This is a genomic window from Kitasatospora sp. NE20-6, from assembly GCF_045862635.1.
Genome location: NZ_BPRL01000105.1, coordinates 1 through 21,789 on the forward strand (window position 1 = coordinate 1; position 21,789 = coordinate 21,789).

The window sequence follows — 21,789 nt, forward strand, 5'->3', positions numbered from 1 at the left end:
AGTTCCATCTGGTGCTGCTCGACAACGGCCGTACCGCGACGCTGGCCGACGAGGTCGGCCGGCAGGCGCTGCGCTGCATCCGTTGTTCGGCGTGTCTGAACGTGTGTCCGGTGTACGAGCGGGCGGGCGGTCATGCGTACGGTTCGCCCTATCCGGGGCCGATCGGGGCGATCCTCAGCCCGCAGTTGCGTGGGCTGCAGAGTGAGGTGGATGCGTCGTTGCCGTTCGCGTCGACGTTGTGCGGGGCGTGTTACGAGGTGTGTCCGGTGGCGATCGACATCCCCGAGGTGCTGGTCCATCTGCGTGAGCAGGCCGTCGAATCGGGCGGTCACCACGCTGAGCGGGCCGTGATGAAGGCCGCGACCTGGCTGCTGGACCATCCCGCCGCGCTGGGCGCGGCGGAGCGTGTCGCTGCGAAGACCCGTGCCCTGCATCCCCGGCGGCTGCCGGTCGGCCCGGCGAAGGCCTGGACCGACACCCGCGACCTGCCCGAGCTGCCCGCCGAACCCTTCCGCGACTGGTGGAAGAAGAAGACGTCCGACAGGGAGACCTCGTGAAGGAAGAGCCATCGATGGGCGACTCACGCCAAGCCGTGCTGGCCCTCATCCGCCGCGCCGTCGCAGCCATTCCCGACGACGTGGACGACCGCCCCGTTCCTCGCGATTACCTGGAGTCGCACGTCGGGGACACCCCCGCCGCCGAGGTGCTCGACCTGTTGGCCGAGAATCTCGCCGACTACCGCGCGATCGTCCACCGCACCGCCCCCGAGAGCCTGCCCGCCCTCCTCGCCCGCCTGCTGTCGGAGCGAGGCGCCCGCAGCGTCGCCGTCCCGGCGGGTCTTCCCTCGCACTGGCTCGCGGAATGCGCCGCCGAGCAACTGCCCGACGACGGCACCCTCTCCGCCCACCAGCTCGACACCATCGAGAGCGTCGTCACCGGCTGCGCCCTCGCCGTCGCGGAGACCGGCACGATCGTGCTCGACGCGGGGCCCGGGCAGGGCCGCCGTCTGCTGACCCTGGTGCCCGACCACCACGTCTGCGTGGTCCGTGCCGACCAGGTGGTCGCCTCCCTTCCCCGGGCCCTGCCGCTGCTGGACCCGGCCCGCCCCCAGACCTGGATCTCCGGGCCGTCCGCCACCAGCGACATCGAACTCGACCGCGTCGAGGGCGTGCACGGCCCCCGCACCCTGGAGGTCGTCCTCGTGGATTGACCGGCCCTGTCCGGGGCACAGGGCGTGGCGCATCAGCCCCGGGCCGTACGCCATGTGCGGGGAGGTCCGCCACGCGCGAAACTGGGGAGGCGGACGGGCCGGCCCTGACCGCGAGCCTGTCCGATGTCCGGAGGCGGGTGAGAGGCGTGGGAGTCTCCCTCGGGTGCGAGGCGCTGATCCTGCTGGAGGGATCCCGGGTCCTGGGACTGACCGGGGAGGCCGTGCGGCTGCTCGGCGGTTCCGTGGAACGCGTCCGGGGTGCCGGGATGGCCGGCCTTCTGGATCCTTGGCCCGGTTCGCCGGAGGCGGGGAACGCCGGACGACCGTGGAGTGCGTGTGTCCTGCGGACGTCCGCCCAGGTGAGATGCCGTGTCGTCGTCCTGCAGGAGTCGGAACCTGCGAGGGCCGTCCTCCATCTGGTGTCCGAGGAGAAGGCGGAGCATCTGGAGCAGGACGAGGCGTTGCTGCGCGCGCTGTTCTCGCAGGCGAAGTTCGGTCTTGCGGTGCACGACGCGGATCTGAACGTGACCAGGGTGAGCCTCGACGCCGAGTTCCGGGCGCCGCAGGACGGGCTGATGGTCGAGCCCTCCGGCGGACGGCCACTGGCGGACACACTGGTGGCGCAGGACGCTGCGGCGATCGGCGGCCTGCTGCGCGGTGTCCTGGAGACGGGGGAGACCCTGCTGGAGCTGCCGCAGCGCGCGCGGCGGCTGGACCGGCCTCTGGCCGAGCGCTTCGTCTCCCTGTCGGCGATTCCGTTGGCGGGCACCGGCGGCCGTCCGTCCGGGGTCGTGGCGACCTTCACGGACATCACGGCCGAACACCGGGAGAGGGAGGGCCGGCTGCTCGCCGGAGAGGCGGCCCGGCGAATCGGCGCCGATCTCGATCCGGTGCGCTGTGCGCAGGAGCTGGTCGACGTGCTGGTGCCGGCCTTCGCCGACGCGGCGACCGTCGATCTCGCCGAGGCGGTCCTCCTGGGCGAGGAGCCGGGAACGCCGGCGGAGACATCGATCCGGCGCGCGGCCTCCCGGGGTGACGAGGAGCATCTGCTTCCGGTGGAGCGGGCCGAAGGCTCGGCGACGATGGAGGCCGAGCTGCGGGCCCGGGGGCAGATGCTCGGGCGGCTCGTGGTGGGCCGGTCGGCCGGCAGAGGGGTGTTCGACTCTCTCGACCAGGGGGTGGCGGGGGAGATCGTTTCCCGGACGGCCCTGAGCATCGACAACGCCCGGCAGTACGTCCGCGAGCGCCGGAGTGCCGAGATGCTCCGGCGGAGCCTCCTGCCGTCGGGGCCGGCGGAGAACAGCGCTGCGGATGTCGCCCTTCTCCACCGGCCCGCTGCCGGCACCGACTCCGGTGCATGGGTGGACGTCGTTCCGCTCCCGTCGGCCCGGGTGGCCTTCACCGCCGGGCGTGCCACCGGCCGCGGCATCCGTGCGGCTTCCGCTGCGGGACGCCTGCGGACGGCGGTCCAGACGCTGTCCGACCTCGATCTCGCTCCCGAGGAACTTCTGACGCACGTGGACGAACTGGTGCGGCGCCTGCCGCGCGCCGACGGGGCGGGCGCCGGAGTCGATGCAGCGGGCGAGGTGGGAGCCACCTGCCTGTACGCCGTCTACGATCCCGTGACCGGCCTCTGCGCCATGGCGTCCGCCGGTCAGCAGGCTCCCCTGCTGATCCCGCCCGGGGGTGAGCCGGCTCGTGTCCCCTTGGAGCCGGGGCCCTCCCTGGGGCTGGAGAGCATGCCGTTCGAGACCCTGGAGCTCCGGATCGAGCCCGGCAGCGTACTGATCCTCTCGGCCGGTGAAGTGCCCGGACCGGTGGCACCGACGCCGTCGTCCACCGCCGACCGGATCACCGGGGATCCGGGAGCGGCCGCGGTCCTGCGGAAGGTGGTCGACGATCCGCTCGCGCAGGCGGTGGTGCCGGACGGCGTGGCGCTGGCTGCCCGGGTACGCGTGCTGTCTCCGGACAGCACCGTGTACCGGCAGTTCCCGGCGGATCCGTCGGTCGTCGCGCGGGCCCGTGAGGTGGTGGCGAGCAGCCTGGCGGCCTGGGGACTCCAGGACATGGCCTTCGTCACGGAGCTCGTCGCGAGCGAGCTGGTGACGAATGCCATCCGCTATGCCGGTGGGCCGGTGGGCCTGCGCCTGATCAACGACCGGTCACTGATCTGCGAGGTGTCGGACCCGAGTCAGACCCAGCCCCGCCTGCGTCACGCCCGCCTCACCGACGAGGGCGGGCGCGGCCTGTTCCTGGTGCACCAGCTGACCGATCAGTGGGGCAGCCGGTACACGGCCTCGGGCAAGACGATCTGGACCGCGCAGGGCATCGACGGCGCAGCTCCGTGAGGCCGTGGCGTGGAGCGGTTGCCCTTGCGGACGGACTGCCGGCTACCCGAGGAGACCGGTCCCGTCCACGGTGAGCCTGCGGCACAACCGGTCCAGGTACTCGTGGTGGGCACCGGCCATGTCCCAGGCGCCGTTGCTGAGGCCCCACTGGATCTGGAAGCCGTCGGCGACCGCGAGTATCTCCCGGGCGACGGTGTCGCCGTCGGTGTCCGCACGGACCTTTCCCCCGGCGATCCCGAGCTCGACGGCCTGCCCGACGAGGGCCCGGATCCGTGCGTACCGTTCGGCGAAGTAGGTGTGGGCCGGGTGGTCCTCGGCCGTCGCCTCGGCCGACAGCAGCGTGTACATCTGCATCAGGCCGGGCTGCGTCACGTTGAAGCGGGTGTGTTCCGAGATCAGGCCGAAGAGCTGGACCAGGTCGGGCCGGTCCAGGTCGAGCCGGCTGTAGAACAGTTCGACGGCTTGCAGCTCCCGGACTTCCAGGACGGTCCGCAGGAGTTCCCGCTTGTTCCCGAAGTGGTGGAGGAGCCCGGCGTACGAGATGCCGACGTCGGCCGCGATCTTCTGCATCGAGGCGTTGAGGTAGCCGCGTTCGGCGAAGTGGCCCATGGCCGCTTCGACGATGCGGCGACGGCGCTCGTCGGCGGCGGCGTACGTGCCGGTGCGCCGTCGGGTGCGGGCCGGTTTCTCCTGGTTGCTCGTGGCAGACGTGGGCGGTTCGGCATCGGGCATGGTCAGAAGCTTAGGGCGGGGGACACGAACGGAATCCTGCACGGCCGGGTCACGGGTGAATGTGATCCAGGTTACACTGCTAAAAACCTATATGCATGTCTGTTTTTAGCCTACGGTGGGCACCACCCCACCCCCCCTCACCGCTCTTGCGGTCCGGCCGGCGGTTCCGCGAACGCCCGCCGATGCTCCGAAGGGACACCGATGTCCACCTCCGCGCCCCCCACGCCCGCGGCTCCTGCCGCCGCCTCCGACGGACGTCTCGGCGGACGCCTCACGCTGGTGCTCCTCGCGATGCTGTGGCCCGCCCAGATGCTCACCGTCGCAGGCGTCTTCACCGCGCTCACGCAGGCATCCGTCGCCCAGCACTTCCACACCACCCAGATCGCCTGGTTCACCCTGGTCTACTCACTCGTCGTGACCTGCGTGACCCCGTTCGTGGCGCGCGCCGGCGACCTCTTCGGCCGCCGCCGGATCATGCTCCTCATCCTCGCGGCGGGTGTCCTCGGCGACCTGCTGGTGGTCATGGCGCCGAACTACGAGACCATGCTGGTGGGCCGCGGCATCGCCGGCCTCTACGGCCCGATGGCCGCCCTCGTGTACGCCTCCGCCCGCGACGTGTTCCCGCCCCGCCACGTCGGCCTCGCCACCGGCGCCATCGGCAGCGCGGCCGGCATCGTCCTGGTCGCCTGCCCGCTGCTGGGGGGATGGCTGCTCGACCACTTCGGCTTCAAGGGCGCCCTCTGGGCGCTGACCGCAGGCGTCGCACTCGGCTTCGTCCTCGTGCTGTGCTTCGTCCCGAAGATCCCTCCGACCGAGACCGACGTGTCCTTCGACTGGCTGGGCGGGATCCTGCTCGGCGCCAGTGCCACGGCGATGATCTACGCCATCGGGCAGGGCGGCACCTGGGGCTGGACCGATGCCAAGCTGCTCGGACTGCTCGGCCTGTCCGTCGTCCTGGCCGTCCTCTTCGTCCTCGCCGAGCTCCGCGCCGCCGAACCGCTCCTCGACGTCCGGATGCTCGCCCGCCGCGACGTGGCCAGCGTCCTGGTGAGCACGGCCGTCGGCCAGGGAGCCTTCTTCGCGGCCGGCACCATGATCGTCTTCGTGGCGCTCTACCCCCACATCCCCGGAGTGTCCGACGGCCTGGGCTGGACGGGCACCCACAACGCCGTCGTCGGACTTCCCGCAGGCGTGCTCATCCTCCTGGCCGGTCTCGCCGCCGGCGTGCTCACCCGCAAGACGGACCCCCGCATCCCGTGGCGCGTCGGCCTGGCCGTCACCGCCCTCGGGATGGTCGGCCAGGGCTTCTACCACCACAACGAGACGCAGATCATCATCTTCGGCTGCCTGACCAACCTCGGCGCCGGACTCGTCCTCGCGTGTGCCGGCATCCTCCTGCTCGGTGTCGTCTCGCCCAAGGAGCAGGGCGTCGCCAGCGGCATGTCGATCATGCTCACCAACCTGGTGAACACCGTCGCGGCGCAGATCATGTTCTCCGCGCTCAACAGCGACAGCCGCATCCTCAACGGCACCAGCTTCTACCTCGACGGCGCCCTGCGCAGCGCCTACTTCGCCATGGCCGCCTGTGTGGCCTTCGCGCTCCTGCTGTCCGTCTTCATCCCCAAGGTCCTGCGACCGGACCAGATCGAGTCCGGCAGCGCCACCGCAGCCTGACGCCCCCGGGGTGCGCCGCCGCGCGGCGCACCCCGCACCCACGGACCTCCCCGCCCTCCTCCGAAGGACGCCCAGCATGACGGCCCTGCCGACCGCCACCGCCATCCACCCGTACCAGGACCCCGCCAGGCCCGTCGACGAGCGGGTGCGCGACCTTCTGGGCCGTATGACCTTGGAGGAGAAGGCCGGTCAGCTCTTCCACGCCATGACCACCCTCGGCGACCGGGGAGAGCTCGCCGACGACCCGCAACGGGCGTTCGGCGGCCACACCGTCCGGCAGATGGTGACCGGCAAGGGCATGACGCACTTCAACCTGATCGGCGCCGCCACCGCACGCGAGATGGCCGAGTGGCACAACCGCGTCCAGGAACTCGCCGCCGCGACCCGCCTCGGCATCCCGGTCACCCTCTCCACCGACCCCCGGCACGCCTTCACCGACAACCCCGGCACCGGCATGGCGGCCGGGCCGTTCTCCCAGTGGCCCGAGTCCCTCGGACTTGCCGCGATCGGAGACCCCGACCTCGTACGCGAGTACGCCGACACCGTCCGCCAGGAGTACCTCGCCGTCGGGCTGCGCCTCGCCCTGCACCCGCAGATCGACCTGGCGACCGAACCCCGGTGGTCCCGCATCTGCAACACCTTCGGCGAGAACGCCGACCTCACCTCGCGCCTGGTCGGCCCCTACCTCCACGGACTGCGCGGCCCCGGCGACTCCCTGGGCCCCGACAGCGTCTCCGCGGTCGTCAAGCACTTCCCGGGCGGCGGCCCGCAGAAGGACGGAGAGGACCCGCACTTCCCGTACGGGAAGGAACAGGTCTACCCCGGAGGCTTCTTCGACTACCACCTCGCCCCGTTCCGTGCCGCTCTCGCAGCCGGGGCGACCCAGATGATGCCCTACTACGGCATGCCCGTCGGCACCCCCTACGAAGAGGTCGCGTTCGGCTTCAACCGCGGCATCGTCACCGGCCTGCTCCGCGAGGAACTCGGCTTCGAGGGCATCGTCCTCAGCGACTGGGGCATCATCAGCGACACCGACATCATGGGCGAGCCCCACGCCGCTCGCGCCTGGGGCGTCGAACACCTCTCCCGCCACGAGCGAATCCTCAAGGCCCTGGACGCCGGCGTCGACCAGTTCGGCGGCGAGACCTGCCCCGACCTCGTCGTCGACCTCGTCCGCGACGGCAGACTGCCCGAGTCCCGGCTCGACGTCTCCGTGAGCCGGCTGCTCACCGAGAAGTTCCGGCTCGGACTCTTCGACGACCGCCGCTACGTCGACCCGGACCATGCCGAAGCCGTTGTCGGACACGCCGACTTCCGGGCCCGTGGCGCGGCTGCGCAGCGCAGGTCGGTCACCCTGCTCAAGAACACCGGCAACCTCCTGCCGCTGCCCGGACGCCCCCGGCTCTTCCTCCAGGGCCTCGACCCGCAGAAGGCCGCCGCCCACGGCCGGCCGGTCGACCGCCCCGAGGACGCCGACCTCGCCGTCCTCCGGATGGACACCCCGTTCGAGCCGCGCGGCGGGCTCTTCGAGTCGTTCTTCCGCGCCGGCCGCCTCGACGTCGAACCCGGCCGCCTCACGGAGATCCTCGACCTCATGGACCGTGTCCCCACCGTGGTCGCGATCCACCTGGACCGCCCGGCCGTCATCCCCGAGATCGCCGAACGCGCCCACGCCCTCCTGGCCGTCTACGGCGCGAGCGACGACGCCCTCCTGGACGTGCTGTTCGGCAGGGCCGCCCCCGAAGGCCGCCTGCCCTTCCAACTGCCGCGCTCCATGGCGGAGGTGGCACAGGGCCGCCCCGACGTCCCGCAGGAGAGCGCCGACCCGGTCCACCCCTTCGGCCACGGCCTGACCTACGGCGCCTGAGCCCCACCGAGCCTGAGCCCCACCGAGCACGAGAGAGCCGCACCCATGAAGGTCACCCGTCTTCGGTTCGAGCACCACGGCGACGCCCTCGGCATCGGCGAGCCCGAACCGCGCCTGTCCTGGACCACCACCGGGACGTACCGGCAGCAGGACGCATACGAGATCGAGATCCGCGATGCGAAAGGCACCGTCCGTTCCCACACGGTCCGTTCCAGCGAGAGCGTCCTCGTCCCGTGGCCCGGCGAACCCCTGTCCTCGCGCGAACACCGCGACGTCCGGGTGCGGCTCCGGACCGACGGGAACGAGCTGCCGGGCCCATGGAGCGATCACCACCCCGTCGAGGCCGGGCTGCTGACCTCCGACGACTGGACCTGCACCGCCGTCTCGCCCGACAGCGACGACCCGCAGGCCGGCGACCCCCGGCCCGCCCACCTCCTGCGCACCGAGTTCGAACTCACCGGCCCCGTCGCATCGGCCCGCCTCCGCACCACCGCACTCGGCGTCCACGAGATCGAGATCAACGGAAGCCGCACCGACGACGACGTCCTCGCCCCCGGCTGGACCAGCTACCGCGACCGGCTCCGCTACCGCACCCACGACGTCACCCACCTCCTGCGGCCGGGGACCAACGCCATCGGCGCCCACCTCGCCGACGGCTGGTACCGCGGACGGCTCGCCTTCAACGGCGGCATCCGCGACATCTACGGCGACCGGACCGCCCTCCTCGCCCAGGTGGAGGTCCACTACACCGACGGCACCACCGCCACCTTCGGCACCGGCCCGCACTGGCGCTCCGCGACCGGGCCCATCACGGCCACCTGCCTCCTCGTCGGCGAGACCCACGACGCCCGCCTTGAGCGGAAGGGCTGGTCCGAGCCCGGATTCGACGACTCCGACTGGTACGGCGTGCACGAGGCCGCCCTCGACACCGCGACCTTGACCGCACCCACCGGGCCGCCGGTGCGCCGCACGGAGGAACGCATCCCCGTCGACTCCCGGCGCCGGCCGGACGGCACCGTCCTGCTCGACTTCGGCCAGAACCTCGTCGGCCGCCTGCGCATCCGCGTCCGTGGCGAGGCCGGGCACACCGTCACCCTGCGCCACGCCGAGGTCCTGGAGAACGGCGAACTCTGCACCCGCCCCCTGCGTGGTGCCACCGCCACCGACCGCTACGTCCTCCGGGGTGCCGCCGACGGCGAGCAGTGGGAGCCCCGCTTCACCTACCACGGCTTCCGCTACGCCGAACTCTCCGACTGGCCGGGCGACTTCGACCCCGCCGACGTCACCGCCGTCGTCCTGCACACCGACATGGAGCGCACCGGCTGGTTCGAGTGCTCCGACCCCGCGCTCAACCGCCTGCACGAGAACGTCGTGTGGAGCATGCGAGGCAACTTCCTCGACATCCCCACCGACTGCCCGCAGCGCGACGAACGCCTCGGCTGGACGGGCGACATCCAGGTCTTCGCCCCTACGGCGAGCTACCTGTACGACTGTTCGGGCATGCTCGACTCCTGGCTGCGCGACCTGTCGGCCGACACCCGGCGCGACGGCGGCGGCGTCCCGCCCGTCTTCAGCCCGCAGATCCCGGTCGTCATCCCCTTCCCCGTACCCGAGGGGAACCAGCCGATGGCGGGCTGGGGCGACGCCGCGGTCGTCGTCCCCTGGGTGCTCCACCAGCGCTTCGGCGACCTCGGCATCCTCCACCGCCAGTACCCCGACATGCGGAGCTGGGTCGAGACGGTCGACAGGGCCGCCGGCCCCGGCCACCTGTGGACGAGCGAGCACCAGTTCGGCGACTGGCTCGACCCCACCGCGCCGCCGGACGCCGCCTGGCAGAGCAGCACCCCCCACGCCCTCGTCGCCACCGCCTACTTCGCCCGCAGCACGTCACTCGTGGCCGAGACCGCCCGACTGCTCGGCCGCACCGCCGACCACGACCGCTTCCGCGCCCTCGCCGACGACATCAAGAACGCCTTCGTCCAGGCCTTCGTCACCGCCCCCGGCCGGCTCACCGCCGACACCCAGACCGCCCACGCCCTCGCCCTGCAGTTCGACCTCCTGCCCGACGAACAGCACCGCACGGCCAGCGCGGACCGCCTCGCCCGGCTCGTCGAAGAGGCCGGACACACCATCGGCACCGGCTTCCTCGGCACCCCCCTGGTCTGCGACGCACTGTCCGAGCACGGCCACCTCGACACCGCCTACCGGCTGCTCCTCCAGCGCAACAGCCCGTCCTGGCTCCACCAGGTCGAACTGGGCGCCACCACCACGTGGGAACGCTGGGACAGCATGCTGCCCGACGGCACCGTCAACCCCGGCGAGATGACCTCCTTCAACCACTACGCGCTGGGCGCGGTGGCCGACTGGATGCACCGCACCGTCGGGGGACTCGCCCCCGCCGAGCCCGGCCACCGCACCCTGCTGATCCGGCCGCGGCCCGGTGGCGGCATCACCTGGGCACGGGCCGCCCACCGCACGCCGTACGGCACGGCAGAGGTTCACTGGCGCGAGCACGACGGCACGCTCACCGTCGATGTCCGAGTGCCGCCGGCCACGACCGCGATCCTCGACCTCCCGGGCGTCCCCTCCCGCCGGCTGGGGCCGGGACACCACACCCACCACAGCTGACCCCTGCCGTCCCCCCCCACCCGCACAAGGCGGACCGTCATGCCGACCCCACGTCGAACTGTCGACCCGGTGAGCGACTTCACCGACCACCTCAACCGACTCGTCGCAGCCCTCGACCCACGGGAAGGCTGGTACGCGTTCCTCCTCCACCAGGACGCACAGAACCTGCGTGCCTGCCTCGACGGCACGAGCGTCCCCTCCTGGGACGTCGTGTCCTCTCTCCTCGACGACTTCGACCACAAGAGGGGAGCCGTCGAGGGAGCCCGCGACCGGGCGCGCGACCTCCACCACGCAGCCGTCACCGCCCACGACCGCCGGGCCGGCCGCGAGGTGCTCCTCGCCGAACTCGGCAGGGCGCGGAGCGAACGCGACGAGGCAGCCGCGCAACTCCGCAGGCTCTACGAGCCGCGCCCGGGCGGCAACGCGCCGCCGCAGCCGGCTGCCGATCTGTTCCCGGCCCGCGATCGCCACGAACGGTCGTCCGCGCGGTTCCTGGAACTCGGAACCAGGCTGTCCGCCCTCGACGCCCACCTCGCCACGGAACCCGAGGTGACGTCACCGTCCCCTCCTCCCGCGACGACCCGGCGCGGAGCGAGGCTGGCGAGTGCGACCCTGGCCGCCATCGCCTTCGGCACGCCGCCGGTCGAGACGCCCGGGACCGCGTCCGTTCCACCGGAACCGGCATCGGTCACGGATCCGGCGGCCCAGGCCCAGGCGGCAGCGGCAGCCGCCCGAACCGCGAAACTGACAGCCGCCCGCCTTGCGGACCTACGGGCAAAGGGGCTCGGCGGCCAGGCCTACATCGCCCTGTGCGAAGCCGTCACCGGCCCCGACGACCACACGGTCGCCCTGATCCGCGAACTCGACGTGTCAGGCCTGGCGGCAGAGATCCCCACCCTGTTGTGGGAAGCGGCCTCCCTTCCCCCGGACCGCTTCGTCGCACTTGCCTGCGCACTCTGCGACAACGGCCGGGAGACGGACGCTCAGGTCCTCCTCCGCAGCGCCTCCTCCCGGTCGGCCGCGGACCTCACGGTGGCGGCCCTGACCCTCCTGGAGGCCGGTCGCCCGGCCCAGCTCGACATGCTCCTCGAACCACTCCTGAGAACGCGCCGCTACCAGCAGGCCGTCCAGCTCGGACAGCAGGACGCCTCCCTCGTGCCCGTCCTGCTGGACAGCGCGCACCGCCTGTCCGAGCAGCACCGGCGCGAGCTCGCTCATGCGCTGAGGACGGGAGGCCTGGAAGAGACGACCTGACGGCAACGGTGCTCACCGTTGCAGTACAGGGCGGCCGGGAGCGGGTGACGGCGCGGGCTCGCAGGTCGGCGGGCACGATCGTCACCACGAGGTCTTCGCTCTCTCCGTCCGCTTTTCCGTAGCCGAGGTGCAGCACACTCCTGCCCAGGTGGCCGGTGGCCAGGACGCCGTCGCCTGCAGGGCGGCCTGCGCCGCATCATCCCCACCCGCGCCACCTTCACCGCCCCTTCCGTCGACCTCCCCGACGGCACCCGGAGCAGGGCGGTCGCCGTACAGGCACTCACCAACTCTCTATGTCGACAAGTCACTTGCCGGTCCCCGTCGCAAGGGTGGCAGTTCACCTGCGTCCGCGAGCATGGGCGGCCATGAGCAACTTAAGTCGCCGCATCTTCATCCTGGGCGGGCTCACCACCGCGGGCACCGTTGCGCTCCAAGTCGGGGCGATGGCCCAGCCGTCGGCCGCCGCCTCCACCCCCTTCCCCTTCACGCTCGGCGTCGCCTCCGGGGAACCGGATGACAGCAGTGTGGTGCTCTGGACGCGCCTGGCTCCCACACCGACCAACGCGGACGGTCAGGGCGGCATGCCCAACGCCGACGTCGCCGTCGACTGGCAGGTGTCGACCAACCAGAACTTCACCACCCTCGTCAGCTCCGGTACGGTCACCGCCCGCTATGCCCAGGCCCACTCGGTGCACGTGCTGGCCGGTGCACTCGCCCCGGACTCGGAGTACTACTACCGGTTCCGGGCCCAGGGATTCATCTCCCCGGTGGGCCGCACCCGCACCGCGCCGGCGCCGGCCACGGTCGGGCGTGACTTCACGATGGCCTTCGCCTCGTGCGCCCACTACGAGCAGGGCTACTACACCGCCTACCGCCGCATGGCCGACGACCGCCCCGACCTGATCCTGCACCTGGGCGACTACATCTACGAGGGCGGCGTCACCTCCGGCGCCGTGCGCCAGCACCTCGGCAGCGAGATCGTGTCGCTGGCCGACTACCGCCGCCGTTACGCGCTCTACCGCAGCGACCCGGACCTGCAGGCCGCGCACGCGATCGCGCCGTGGCTGGTGGTGCCGGACGACCACGAGGTGGAGAACAACTACGCCAGCATGGTCCGTGCCGACAGCAGCCCTTCACTGACGGCGGCCCAGTGGACTGCGCGACGCACCGCCGCGTACCAGGCTTACTTCGAGAACATGCCGCTGCGGGCCGCCGCGGCGCCCTCCGGCAACAGCATCCAGCTCTACCGCCGGGTCCGCTGGGGCACCCTCGCCACGTTCCACATGCTCGACACCCGTCAGTTCCGCGACGACCAGGCCTGCGGCGACGGGACGAAGGTCTGCGCCGACGCCGATCTGGCCGGACGTTCGATCACCGGTGCGGCCCAGGAGGCATGGCTGCTCGACGGACTCGGCCAGCACCTGAGCACCTGGGACCTCATCGGCCAGCAGGTCTTCTTCGCCCGCAACGTGGACTCGTCCGGCGCGATGAACATGGATGCCTGGGACGGGTACCGGGCCGGCCGGACGCGGATCCAGCAGGGCATCATCGACCGGGCCGTGCGCAACCCGGTCGTCCTCACCGGTGACGTGCACGCGTCGTGGGGCAACAACCTCAAGGCCGACTACACCGATCCGTCGTCGGCGACGATCGGCTCCGAGCTCGTCTGTACCTCCATCACCAGCGGCGGCAACGGAAGCACCACGACGACGATCCCCAACGGATCGCTCAACCCGCATCTGCGCTTCTACTCCGATCGGCGCGGCTACGTCCGCACGCACATCACGCCGTCGCAGCTCACGGCCGACTTCCGGTCGGTGGCGACGGTGACCGAGCACGGCGCGGCGGCGACCACCGCCCGGACCTTTGTCATCCACGACGGACAGCCGGGGTTGGCCGATGCGTAAGCTCTCCGTACTCGGCGCAGCCGTCGCCGGTTTCGCCGCGGTCCTCGCCATGGTCGCCCCGGCCTCGGCGGCGGGGCCCTCGTCCTGGGTGACCGCGAACAGCGACTCCGCCGGTGACCAGGACTCCGCCTCGATCGCGGCCGACCGCCTCGGCGACGTCGCGGTGGTCTGGGAGGACGACCGCGACTCGACCAGCGCCGGCGACGACGCGCACAGCGACGTGTGGGTGCGGATGTACCGCAACGGCGTCTCGGCCTACGAGGCGAAGCTCTCGGCCGGCGGGACCGCGGGCACGGCCTGGCGGCACCTCCAGCCCGACGTGGGACTCGACGACCGGGGCAACGCCGTCGTCGTGTGGGCGGAGGACCCGGACGGCAACGGCCTCTACAACATCGTCTACCGGGTGCTCTCCCCGGCCGGTGCAGTCCTCGGCTCCGGCCGGGCCAACACGAGCGCCGACGGCCAGCAGATCCGTCCGCGCGTCGCGGTCGATCCGGACGGCGCGCCCAACAGCGCCAGCGCGGTCGCGTTCTCCGTGGTGTGGGAGGACATCCAGGGCACCGCGGCGGCGACGGTGAAGGCAGCCGGGTTCACCGGGACCACGACGAAGGCCTACGAGGTGACGGTCAACGCGGCCGGCGGCGCGCACCACAACCCCGACGTCGCAACCTCCGCCTCGGGCGACGCCGTCGTCGTCTGGGACGAGGACACCGACAACAACGGCTCCTACCAGATCGGCCTGGTGAGGCTGGCCAAGGCGAACGGGGCCGTCGCACTCACCCGCCGCAGCGCCAACAGCCTCGGTGCGGGGCAGCAGCAACGCCCGTCCGTGGCCGCCGCCTTCAACGGCGACTTCGCCGTGGCATGGGAGTCCGATCACACCGGCACCCGTGGCGTCTGGGCCCGATCGTTCACCGCGACCGGCACCGCCGGCTCGGCCGAGGTCGAGATCTCCGGCGCGGCAGGAGCCGGCAACCCCACGGTCGGCATCGACGACCAGCGCGACGCCGTGGTCGGCTGGAGCGTCTCCGGCACCGATCCAGCGGTCTGGGCCAGGGGCCTCAACCCCGACGGCACCTTCGCCGGCCGGTTGCCGGCCCAGTCCGTCAGTCAGGTCACGACCGGTCGGCAGGAGCAGGTCGCGGTGGCTTCCTCCCCGTTCGGCACACTCGCGATGTCGTACACCGACGACAACGACGGCAACACCTTCGACCAGGTCCTGCTGAGTCTGGGTGCGACCAACTCGGACTGGTGAGACGTCCTTTCGATCCGTGGACGTCCGCCAGGCCGGTCCGGACGGCGCCGACGGCACCATGGCGGTGCCCCGGCCGCCGCTGTCGAGGACAGCCGAAATCCCACCTGCAACACGCCCTCACGGCCATCGCCGTGAACATTGAACGACCGAGCGGCCGGCCGGCAACTGAGGTGCCCCTTCACCGAGACCGCCGACCGCCTTCCAGATCTTCCTGAACCAGCACGGGATTCCCCGGTCGAAGTCCTGGCGAACCCTGCTCAGCCAGGGAGCACCAAGATCACCGACAGAGTCAAGCTCAGCAAGGGCTCAGGGGAACTCAAGGGAGGTCGCACACGCAATCAGCTCAAGCGCCTTCAGCACCGGCTCGGCACCCTCGAAGCTTCATGGCCGGCACCGGCCCGACCTCGACGAACCAGCGTCACCCTGACCGGCCGAAGTCGGTGGACATCCCCGATCCCCGCAGCGCGCCCCCGGCTCCCACGTCCGCAACGGTGCAGAACGCGCGGGCACGGGGGTCCGTATAACGAAAAGGCAACAAACCTCACGCGTCGTTCCTGGCCGAGACGGCGCTGCGTCAGGATCGAAACGCAGAATGGCCGACTGTCTTGCCTGACCGGGCAGTTGCCTCATCGTTCGGACACAACCCCGGCCCGAACAGCGTGGCCCCGACCATCAAGGAGATATCACATCGTGCCCACCGTCAAAAAGACCGCCCGGAGCCTGTTCGCTGTAGCGTTACTGGCCGCAGGCTTCAGCGTTGCAACTCCGGTGAATGCCGCGCACGCCATGAATCAGACATCTTGCACCACTGGCGACTTGCTGCACATATGGGGCCATTACACTCGTCCGCTCATTTCCGGCCCTTCCGGGCCCTTCGAATTCTGCGCCGCCAACGCGGGAACCATGGGACTCGGAATTGGCGCCTGGGTGGACAAGATCTCCACCGGGAACAACGACATCCAGATGAACGACGCCAACGGCGCTACCGTCAGGATCAGCCGCTGGAACATCGTGACCTTCCCCAACCAGCCGCCGAACATCGCATCTATTCAGATCTTCTGAGGTACCGGCATGTTCAACGGCGGCGCGCTCGGGATCGTCGCCTGACGCCGGACCCGGCGCGGGGCGCACCCCGTACCGGAACGTCGGCGCGCAACTGCGGCCCGAGGCACGCGGCCGGGGCATCGGCGCCGCCGCGCAGCGCCTCCTCGTCGACCACCTGTTCGCGCACTCTCCCGTCGTACGGCTCGAAGCGAACACCGGGACTGGCAACGTCGCCGAGCAACGATCGCCGGAGAAGGTCGAGTTCACCCGTGAAGGCGTGATGCGCGCCGTGGGGTTCCGCGACGGGCAGTGGCGGGACGCGGTGCGGTACGCGGTGATGCGAGGAGACGCCGCGCGGCCGGACACGGCCGAAGGGCCGGAGTCCGGCCGCGCGTGACCGCCTCCGCCCGGTCCTGTCGCCCGGGCGGGTTCCCGTCGTGCCCCCAGGGCCGGGCGGCGCGTTGCCGGGCGCGCGGATCAAGCCCACCCCTGAGTCGGCCGGCCCGTATCCCGCAGCGGCCGGCCGAACCAGGCCCGCATCTGGTCCAAGTGCCCGACGTCCCCGCGGATGGTGCCGTCCGCCGGCCCTGCCGAAGCCCGCGCGAGGACGAACCCGGCGAGCACATCGGTCTCGAACTGCTCCAGTTCCTCCGCCGGGACCGGATCGCGGAACTCACGCAGGGCGCGTACGGCTGTCGGCGCCGACCCGAGCCTCCTCGCCTTCACCCTGAAGCGCCGACGTCGGTGAACAACAAGCTGAGCTTGTTGTTCCACCTCCGGTGATCGTCTTCCGTCGCGTTCGGGTTCTCGCCTGCCCGTTCGCTGTTGGTCGGCAATCAGGGCAAGTCCGACGTCGTGGATGGGGATCGGTCGCGGGTCGGTCTGTCCTGTCGCGGGCCCGGCATGCGTCCGCCTCGTGGTCGCCGGTCGCCGGTCGCCGGTTGCCCGGACCGGGGCGGTGGGTGAGGGGCCGTCAGGTGTCATCCCCCGGGCCGCGGTGCCTGCTCGCGTGGTCAACTGGGCTGGGGCGAGTGGGACCTGGCCGCCACCCAGCGCATCACCACCGACCTGAAGAACTACGACCCGACCCGCCTGATCAACCCCCACAGCGGCTACAACTGCTGTGTCTCCAAGGGGGACCCGGGCACCGGCGACATCATGGACTGGCACGTCTACACCGGCCCCGACGGGCCGCGCCCCTCGGCCACCCGCGTCTCCGTCCTCGGCGAGTTCGGCGGCATCGGCCTGCGCACACCCGGCCACGAGTACAGCCCCAACAACGAGTTCTTCGCCTACGAGCAGGTCTACAGCAGCGCGCAGCTCACCGACCGCTACACCGGCATGGTCCGTGACGTGCAGCAGCTCATGACCACCAAGGGCCTGTCCGCGTACGTCTACACCGAGATCACCGACGTCGAGGGCGAGTACAACGGACTGTTCACCTACGACCGGCGCGTGCAGAAGGTCGACACCGCCCAGCTGCGCCAGGCCCACGCCTCGCTCATCAACGCCTCACGCAACCTCAACTCCCCTGCCCCCCTCACTCTCGGGCATGTCCGGTCGTTCCGGGTGGCCACGCCCGGCTTCACCGACCGCTACCTGCGGCACGCGAACTCCCTGGCCCGCACCGACGTGCTGAACACCGCCTCGGCGGACGGCGCCCGCCAGGACGCCTCCTTCCGCACCGTCACCGGCCTGGCCGATCCCCGCTGCTACTCCTTCGAGTCGGTCAACTTCCCGGGCCGCTACCTGCGCCACGCCGACAGCCGGGCACGCGTCGACGCGGACACCGGCGGTTCGTTCGCCGCGGACGCCACCTGGTGCAGCCGGCCCGGCCTGGCGGCAGGAGGCACGTCGTTCGAGTCGCTGAACTTCCCCGGCAGCTACCTGCGGCACTACGCCGACAACGTGTACCTCGCCCGCAGCGGCGGCCCGAACGCCTGGGACGCAGCCGGCTCCTTCGCCGCCGACGCCACCTGGAACACGAGCGAGCCCGCACTGTGGCGCAGCTCCGCGGTCCTGGCGACGGACGTCCGCAAGTCGCTGCGGGTGACCACGTGGGGCTTCACCGACCGGTACGTCCGGCACTCCGACAACCTGGGTTCGACCGAGGTCGTGAACTCCGGCAGCAGCAGCCTGCTGAAGCAGGACGCCACGTTCACGGTGCGACGCGGTCTCGCCGACTCCTCCTGCTACTCCTTCGAGTCGGTGAACTACCCCGGCCAGTTCCTGCGGCACGCCGACAGCCGGGCACGCCTGGCAGCGGACGACGGCTCGACCCTGTTCCGGCAGGACGCCACGTTCTGCGCCCGGCCCGGGCTCAGCGGCACCGGCGTCTCCTTCGAGTCGATCAACATCCCGGGCTCGTACCTGCGCCACTACGACTCCGCGGTGTACATCTCCTCCGGCAACGGCGACAGCTTCAACCGCCCCCAGGGCCTCACCGCCGACAGCACCTGGGCCCTCGACGCACCCTGGGCTCCCTGACCCCGACGAGCCCTCGGTCCCGTCCTGACTCGGCCTCGCGCCAGGGTGCCCGTCCCCTCCGGGGGGCGGGCACCCGTGTGGCGGTGCGATCGGCGAGGGCGAGTACGTGTTGGACCCGGCCGGTGGGTCCGGTCGGGTTCCCCGGGCAGGTGGTCGGTCCCGGGACTGCGTTTCTCCCACCGGTCTTTGCGGCGACGGAACATCGGTCTCTGGTGAGGCAGGCTCCTGGGCCGCCGCCTCGCCCGCGCCGCCGGGGGTGTCATCACCCTCGCGCCCACGTCCGACGGTGCAAGGTCCGTGGTGTCACTTCCCACGGGCTGACGGCCGGGACGGGACACGGGCGAGTCCCGATCAGCTGCCGGTGCCCATGCCGGGAGCTGGTGCTCCGGGCTGTGCGGCACGCCGGCCCGACGGGTGCGGTGCCCTGGTCATCCGGTGCCGGGGTCGGGATTCCGGTGGGCGGGCAGGCGGGCGCGGAAGGTGCAGCCGTCGGAGGTGTCCTCGATGGTGAGGGTGCCGCCGTGGATGGTGGTGATGTCGCGGGCGATGGGCAGGCCGAGGCCGGTGCCGCCGTCGTCGCGGCTGCGGGCGTCGTCGAGGCGGGTGAAGCGTTCGAAGACCTTTTCGCGTTCGGCCGGGTCGACGGCGGGCCCGTCGTTGGTGACGTCGATGACGGCCTGCCCGGCTGCGGGGTCGAAGGCGAGGCGCACGGTGACGGTGGTGCGGGCATGGCGCTGGGCGTTGTCGAGGAGGTTGGTGAGCAGCCTGCCGAGCCACATCGGGTTGCCGGTGACGGCGGCTCGGCCGGTGAGGTCCAGTGTGACGGCGGGCCGCTGCCCGGAGCGCGCTTCGACGGTGGTGCGGACGAGTTCGGTGAGGTCGATGTCCTCGCGCGGTCCGTCGTGGCCGGTGGCGTCGAGGCGGGCCAGCAGGAGGAGGTCGGTGGCGAGGGACTGGAGCCGGTCGGTGTCCTGGAGTGCGCCGGCGACCATGTCGGCGCGGACGTCGGGGTCGGGGTGGGTGTGGGCGACTTCGAGCTGGGTGCGCAGGACGGCGAGGGGGCTGCGCAGTTCGTGGGAGGCGTCGGCGATGAAGCGGCGCTGGCGGACCCCGGCGGCCTCCAGCCGGTCGAGCATGCCGTTCATGGTGCGGGCGAGGCGGGCGATCTCGTCGTCGCTGCCGGGTTCGGGCACGCGCCGGTCGAGGTCGCGGTCGCCGATGGCCGCGACCTCGGCGCGGATCGCCTCGACGGGGCGCAGGGCGCGGCCGGTGGCCCGCCAGGTGACGACGCCGACGGTGACCACGAGCAGGCCGCTGAGTGCGGCGAGGGCGGCGGTGGTGAGGTCCTCGGCGGTGTCGGCGGTGTGCAGGGACGCGCCGACGCGGATGGTGACGGTGCCGGTCGGGGTGTCGGCGGTGAGGGTGGTGACGCGCTGGTGGTGCTCGTCGCCGAGCGTGTCGAGGTCGAAGCTGTCGTGTCCGTCGGAGGTGCCGGCGGGGGTGAGCGCCGGCCGGCCTGCCAGGTTCTGACTGGCTGCCACGACGGTGCCGCCGGCATCGGTGACCTGGATGAAATCGGTGCCGTGGTCGAGCGGGACGGGGTTCGGCAGACGGCCGTCGGAGGCGAGCCGCCCCACCACCTGCGCCTGCTCGCGGGCCCCGGCCTCGACGCTGCGCTCCAGGTTGACGCGCAGGAGCAGCAGTACGGCGGCCGATGCGGCGAGCAGGACGGCCGCCACGCCGATGCACGCCGCGAGCGTGGTGCGGGTCCGGACCGACCTGGGTGCGATGCGGGTGATCAGTTGCGCGATGCGGGGCCTGGCGGTGAGTTGCTGCAGGGACGCGGACGCACGGCGGCGGGCGGAGCCGGTCGGCCCGGCGTGCTTGTCAGCCACCGTCGGCCGCCAGGCGGTAGCCGGAGCCGCGGACGGTCTGGACGGCGGTCCGCCCGAACGGGGCGTCGATCTTGCGCCGCAGCGAGCTGATGTGGACCTCGACGGTGTTGGGGTCGCTGTCGGGGCCGCTGTCCCAGACCTCCTCAAGGATGTCGCGCTTGGAGACGGCTTCGCCGGCTCGGCGGGCGAGGTGGTCCAGGAGTGCGAACTCGCGGGGGGTGAGCGCGACCGGCGTACCGGCGCGGGTGCAGGTGCGGGCGGCGGAGTCGACCACCAGGTCACCGAGTACGGTGCGCTGCGGGGCGCGGGATCCGATCCGGCGGGCGAGGGCCCTGAGGCGGGCGACCAGGACGACGAAGCTGAAGGGCTTGGAGAGGTAGTCGTCGGCGCCGGTGTCCAGGGCCTCGGCCTCGTCCCACTCGCCGTCCTTCGCAGTGAGCATCAGGATGCCCGCGTCGCTGCCGGCGGCCCGCAGCCGGGAGCAGACCCGGTATCCGTTGAGGCCGGGCAGCATGATGTCGAGGATGATCACGTCGTAGGCGTGGTCGGTGGCCCGGGCCAGGCCCGACAGGCCGTCGTGGACGATGTCGACGCTGAAGCCCTCGGCCTCCAGCCCGTGCTTGACCGCCAACGCCAGCCGCTGTTCGTCCTCCACCACCAGTACGCGCATACCTTCCAGGGTGGCAGGTCGCCGGTGCCGGGAGCTGAAGGCGTCTTCAGGTCTTCAGGAACCCTTCAGTGTGCTCCCGCCATGCTGTGCCCATCGTCCGGGCGCAGCGCCCGGACCCGTCGGGGAGCCGGGTGAGCATGATGGACGAGTCCGTGGGCGGGCAGGAGTCCCAGGAGACGCAGGAGAGGCCGGCATCGGGGCGCGTCGTCCGGAGGCGGCTGTCGGGGCGGGTGGCGTCGTGGGTCGGCGCGGTCGCGGTCGTGGTGCTGATAGCCGGCGGTACGGTCGCGGTCGCGGTGCATCACGGCTTCGAGGAAGACAGCAGGTCCTCGGTCCGCGGCGACGGCCGGGATGACGCGCGCGCCGACGGCCGGGGCCATGACCGTACGCGGACGCACCGCGGGGACGTGAGCGACGGGGAGCAGAGCGACGGGGAGCAGGAGGACGACCGGAGCGTCGGCGACGCCGGTCCGGTCCGGGCCCCGGCGCCGCTTCCGGCACTGGACGCCGCGGACGCCGTGGTCAAGGCGTCGTCCGGCGTGCCGGGCGGCAAGGTCGAGACGCTGCGCGCCGTGCCGGCCACCGGTGGTGGCCGGGCCTGGCAGGCGGTGGTCCTCGGTCCGGACGGCGTCCGGCACGTGGTCACCGTCGACGGTTCCACCTCCACGATCACCTCCAACACCGTCCTCGGCGACTGACAGTGAGGATGTTCATGAGCGTCTCCCGGCGGGGTCTGACCCAGCGACTGACTGACCTCGGGTCCTCAACGGGATCTGTCGGCCCCGTCCGGGAGGCGTTCGTGAGCATCCACCGGCCCG

The 21,789-nt window shown here is 71.7% G+C and carries 15 protein-coding genes and 1 pseudogene; 13 read left to right on the forward strand and 3 right to left on the reverse strand.

Features of this window, described 5'->3' with window-relative positions:
- The 3 genes from SNE206_RS38560 to SNE206_RS38570 all read left to right on the forward strand — a co-directional run.
- A partial coding sequence (locus tag SNE206_RS38560; RefSeq protein ID WP_407918263.1) for a lactate utilisation protein LutB domain-containing protein occupies nt 1-557 on the forward strand: 557 nt, incomplete at its 5' end.
- Nucleotides 558-571: 14 nt separating this feature from the next.
- Nucleotides 572-1,210, forward strand: a complete 639-nt coding sequence (locus SNE206_RS38565) for a lactate utilization protein C (RefSeq protein WP_407918264.1) — start codon at nt 572-574, stop codon at nt 1,208-1,210.
- A 419-nt stretch (nt 1,211-1,629) separates the two neighbouring features.
- A complete protein-coding gene (locus SNE206_RS38570; RefSeq protein WP_407918265.1) occupies nt 1,630-3,558 on the forward strand; it encodes a SpoIIE family protein phosphatase in 1,929 nt (642 codons plus the stop codon).
- Nucleotides 3,559-3,600: 42 nt separating this feature from the next.
- On the opposite strand, the gene SNE206_RS38575 is transcribed toward SNE206_RS38570, so the two are convergent.
- Nucleotides 3,601-4,290, reverse strand: coding sequence for a TetR/AcrR family transcriptional regulator (locus SNE206_RS38575; RefSeq protein WP_407918266.1), 690 nt, complete (start codon nt 4,288-4,290; stop codon nt 3,601-3,603).
- Nucleotides 4,291-4,491: 201 nt separating this feature from the next.
- On the opposite strand from SNE206_RS38575, the gene SNE206_RS38580 reads away from it, so the two are divergent.
- The 9 genes and pseudogenes from SNE206_RS38580 (at nt 4,492) to SNE206_RS38620 (ending at nt 18,406) form a co-directional block, all read left to right on the forward strand.
- Nucleotides 4,492-5,964: an MFS transporter gene (locus SNE206_RS38580; protein WP_407918267.1), complete on the forward strand. Its 1,473-nt coding sequence runs from the start codon at nt 4,492-4,494 to the stop codon at nt 5,962-5,964.
- A 76-nt stretch (nt 5,965-6,040) separates the two neighbouring features.
- A complete protein-coding gene (locus tag SNE206_RS38585; protein ID WP_407918268.1) occupies nt 6,041-7,831 on the forward strand; it encodes a glycoside hydrolase family 3 protein in 1,791 nt (596 codons plus the stop codon).
- Nucleotides 7,832-7,876: 45 nt separating this feature from the next.
- The gene (locus SNE206_RS38590) at nt 7,877-10,459 is read left to right on the forward strand and encodes a family 78 glycoside hydrolase catalytic domain (RefSeq protein WP_407918269.1); all 2,583 of its coding nucleotides are present in this window, start codon (nt 7,877-7,879) and stop codon (nt 10,457-10,459) included.
- A gap of 69 nt (nt 10,460-10,528) precedes the next feature.
- Nucleotides 10,529-11,713, forward strand: a complete 1,185-nt coding sequence (locus SNE206_RS38595) for a hypothetical protein (RefSeq protein WP_407918270.1) — start codon at nt 10,529-10,531, stop codon at nt 11,711-11,713.
- A gap of 365 nt (nt 11,714-12,078) precedes the next feature.
- Complete coding sequence (locus tag SNE206_RS38600) at nt 12,079-13,620, forward strand: alkaline phosphatase D family protein (protein ID WP_407918271.1); 1,542 nt, start codon at nt 12,079-12,081, stop codon at nt 13,618-13,620.
- Nucleotides 13,613-14,875, forward strand: a complete 1,263-nt coding sequence (locus SNE206_RS38605) for a hypothetical protein (RefSeq protein ID WP_407918272.1) — start codon at nt 13,613-13,615, stop codon at nt 14,873-14,875. Before SNE206_RS38600 ends, SNE206_RS38605 begins: the two co-directional genes overlap by 8 nt.
- Before the next feature lie 786 nt (nt 14,876-15,661).
- Nucleotides 15,662-15,937 carry a beta/gamma crystallin domain-containing protein gene (locus SNE206_RS38610; RefSeq protein WP_407918277.1) on the forward strand — a complete coding sequence of 92 codons (276 nt, stop codon included), beginning with the start codon at nt 15,662-15,664 and terminating at the stop codon, nt 15,935-15,937.
- Nucleotides 15,938-16,025: 88 nt separating this feature from the next.
- Nucleotides 16,026-16,316, forward strand: a pseudogene (locus tag SNE206_RS38615) (GNAT family N-acetyltransferase); the annotation flags it as partial.
- Between the two features lie 761 nt (nt 16,317-17,077).
- Nucleotides 17,078-18,406, forward strand: a complete 1,329-nt coding sequence (locus tag SNE206_RS38620; protein ID WP_407918273.1) for an AbfB domain-containing protein — start codon at nt 17,078-17,080, stop codon at nt 18,404-18,406.
- Nucleotides 18,407-18,834: 428 nt separating this feature from the next.
- On the opposite strand, the gene SNE206_RS38625 is transcribed toward SNE206_RS38620, so the two are convergent.
- On the reverse strand, nt 18,835-20,301 hold the full coding sequence (locus SNE206_RS38625) for a sensor histidine kinase (protein ID WP_407918274.1): 1,467 nt from the start codon (nt 20,299-20,301) through the stop codon (nt 18,835-18,837).
- The gene (locus SNE206_RS38630; RefSeq protein ID WP_407918275.1) at nt 20,294-20,971 is read right to left on the reverse strand and encodes a response regulator transcription factor; all 678 of its coding nucleotides are present in this window, start codon (nt 20,969-20,971) and stop codon (nt 20,294-20,296) included. The genes SNE206_RS38625 and SNE206_RS38630 overlap by 8 nt, the downstream gene beginning before the upstream one ends.
- Before the next feature lie 137 nt (nt 20,972-21,108).
- Here SNE206_RS38630 and SNE206_RS38635 point away from each other — a divergent pair, with 137 nt between their 5' ends.
- Nucleotides 21,109-21,669, forward strand: coding sequence for a hypothetical protein (locus tag SNE206_RS38635; RefSeq protein ID WP_407918276.1), 561 nt, complete (start codon nt 21,109-21,111; stop codon nt 21,667-21,669).
- Nucleotides 21,670-21,789: the final 120 nt, after the last annotated feature.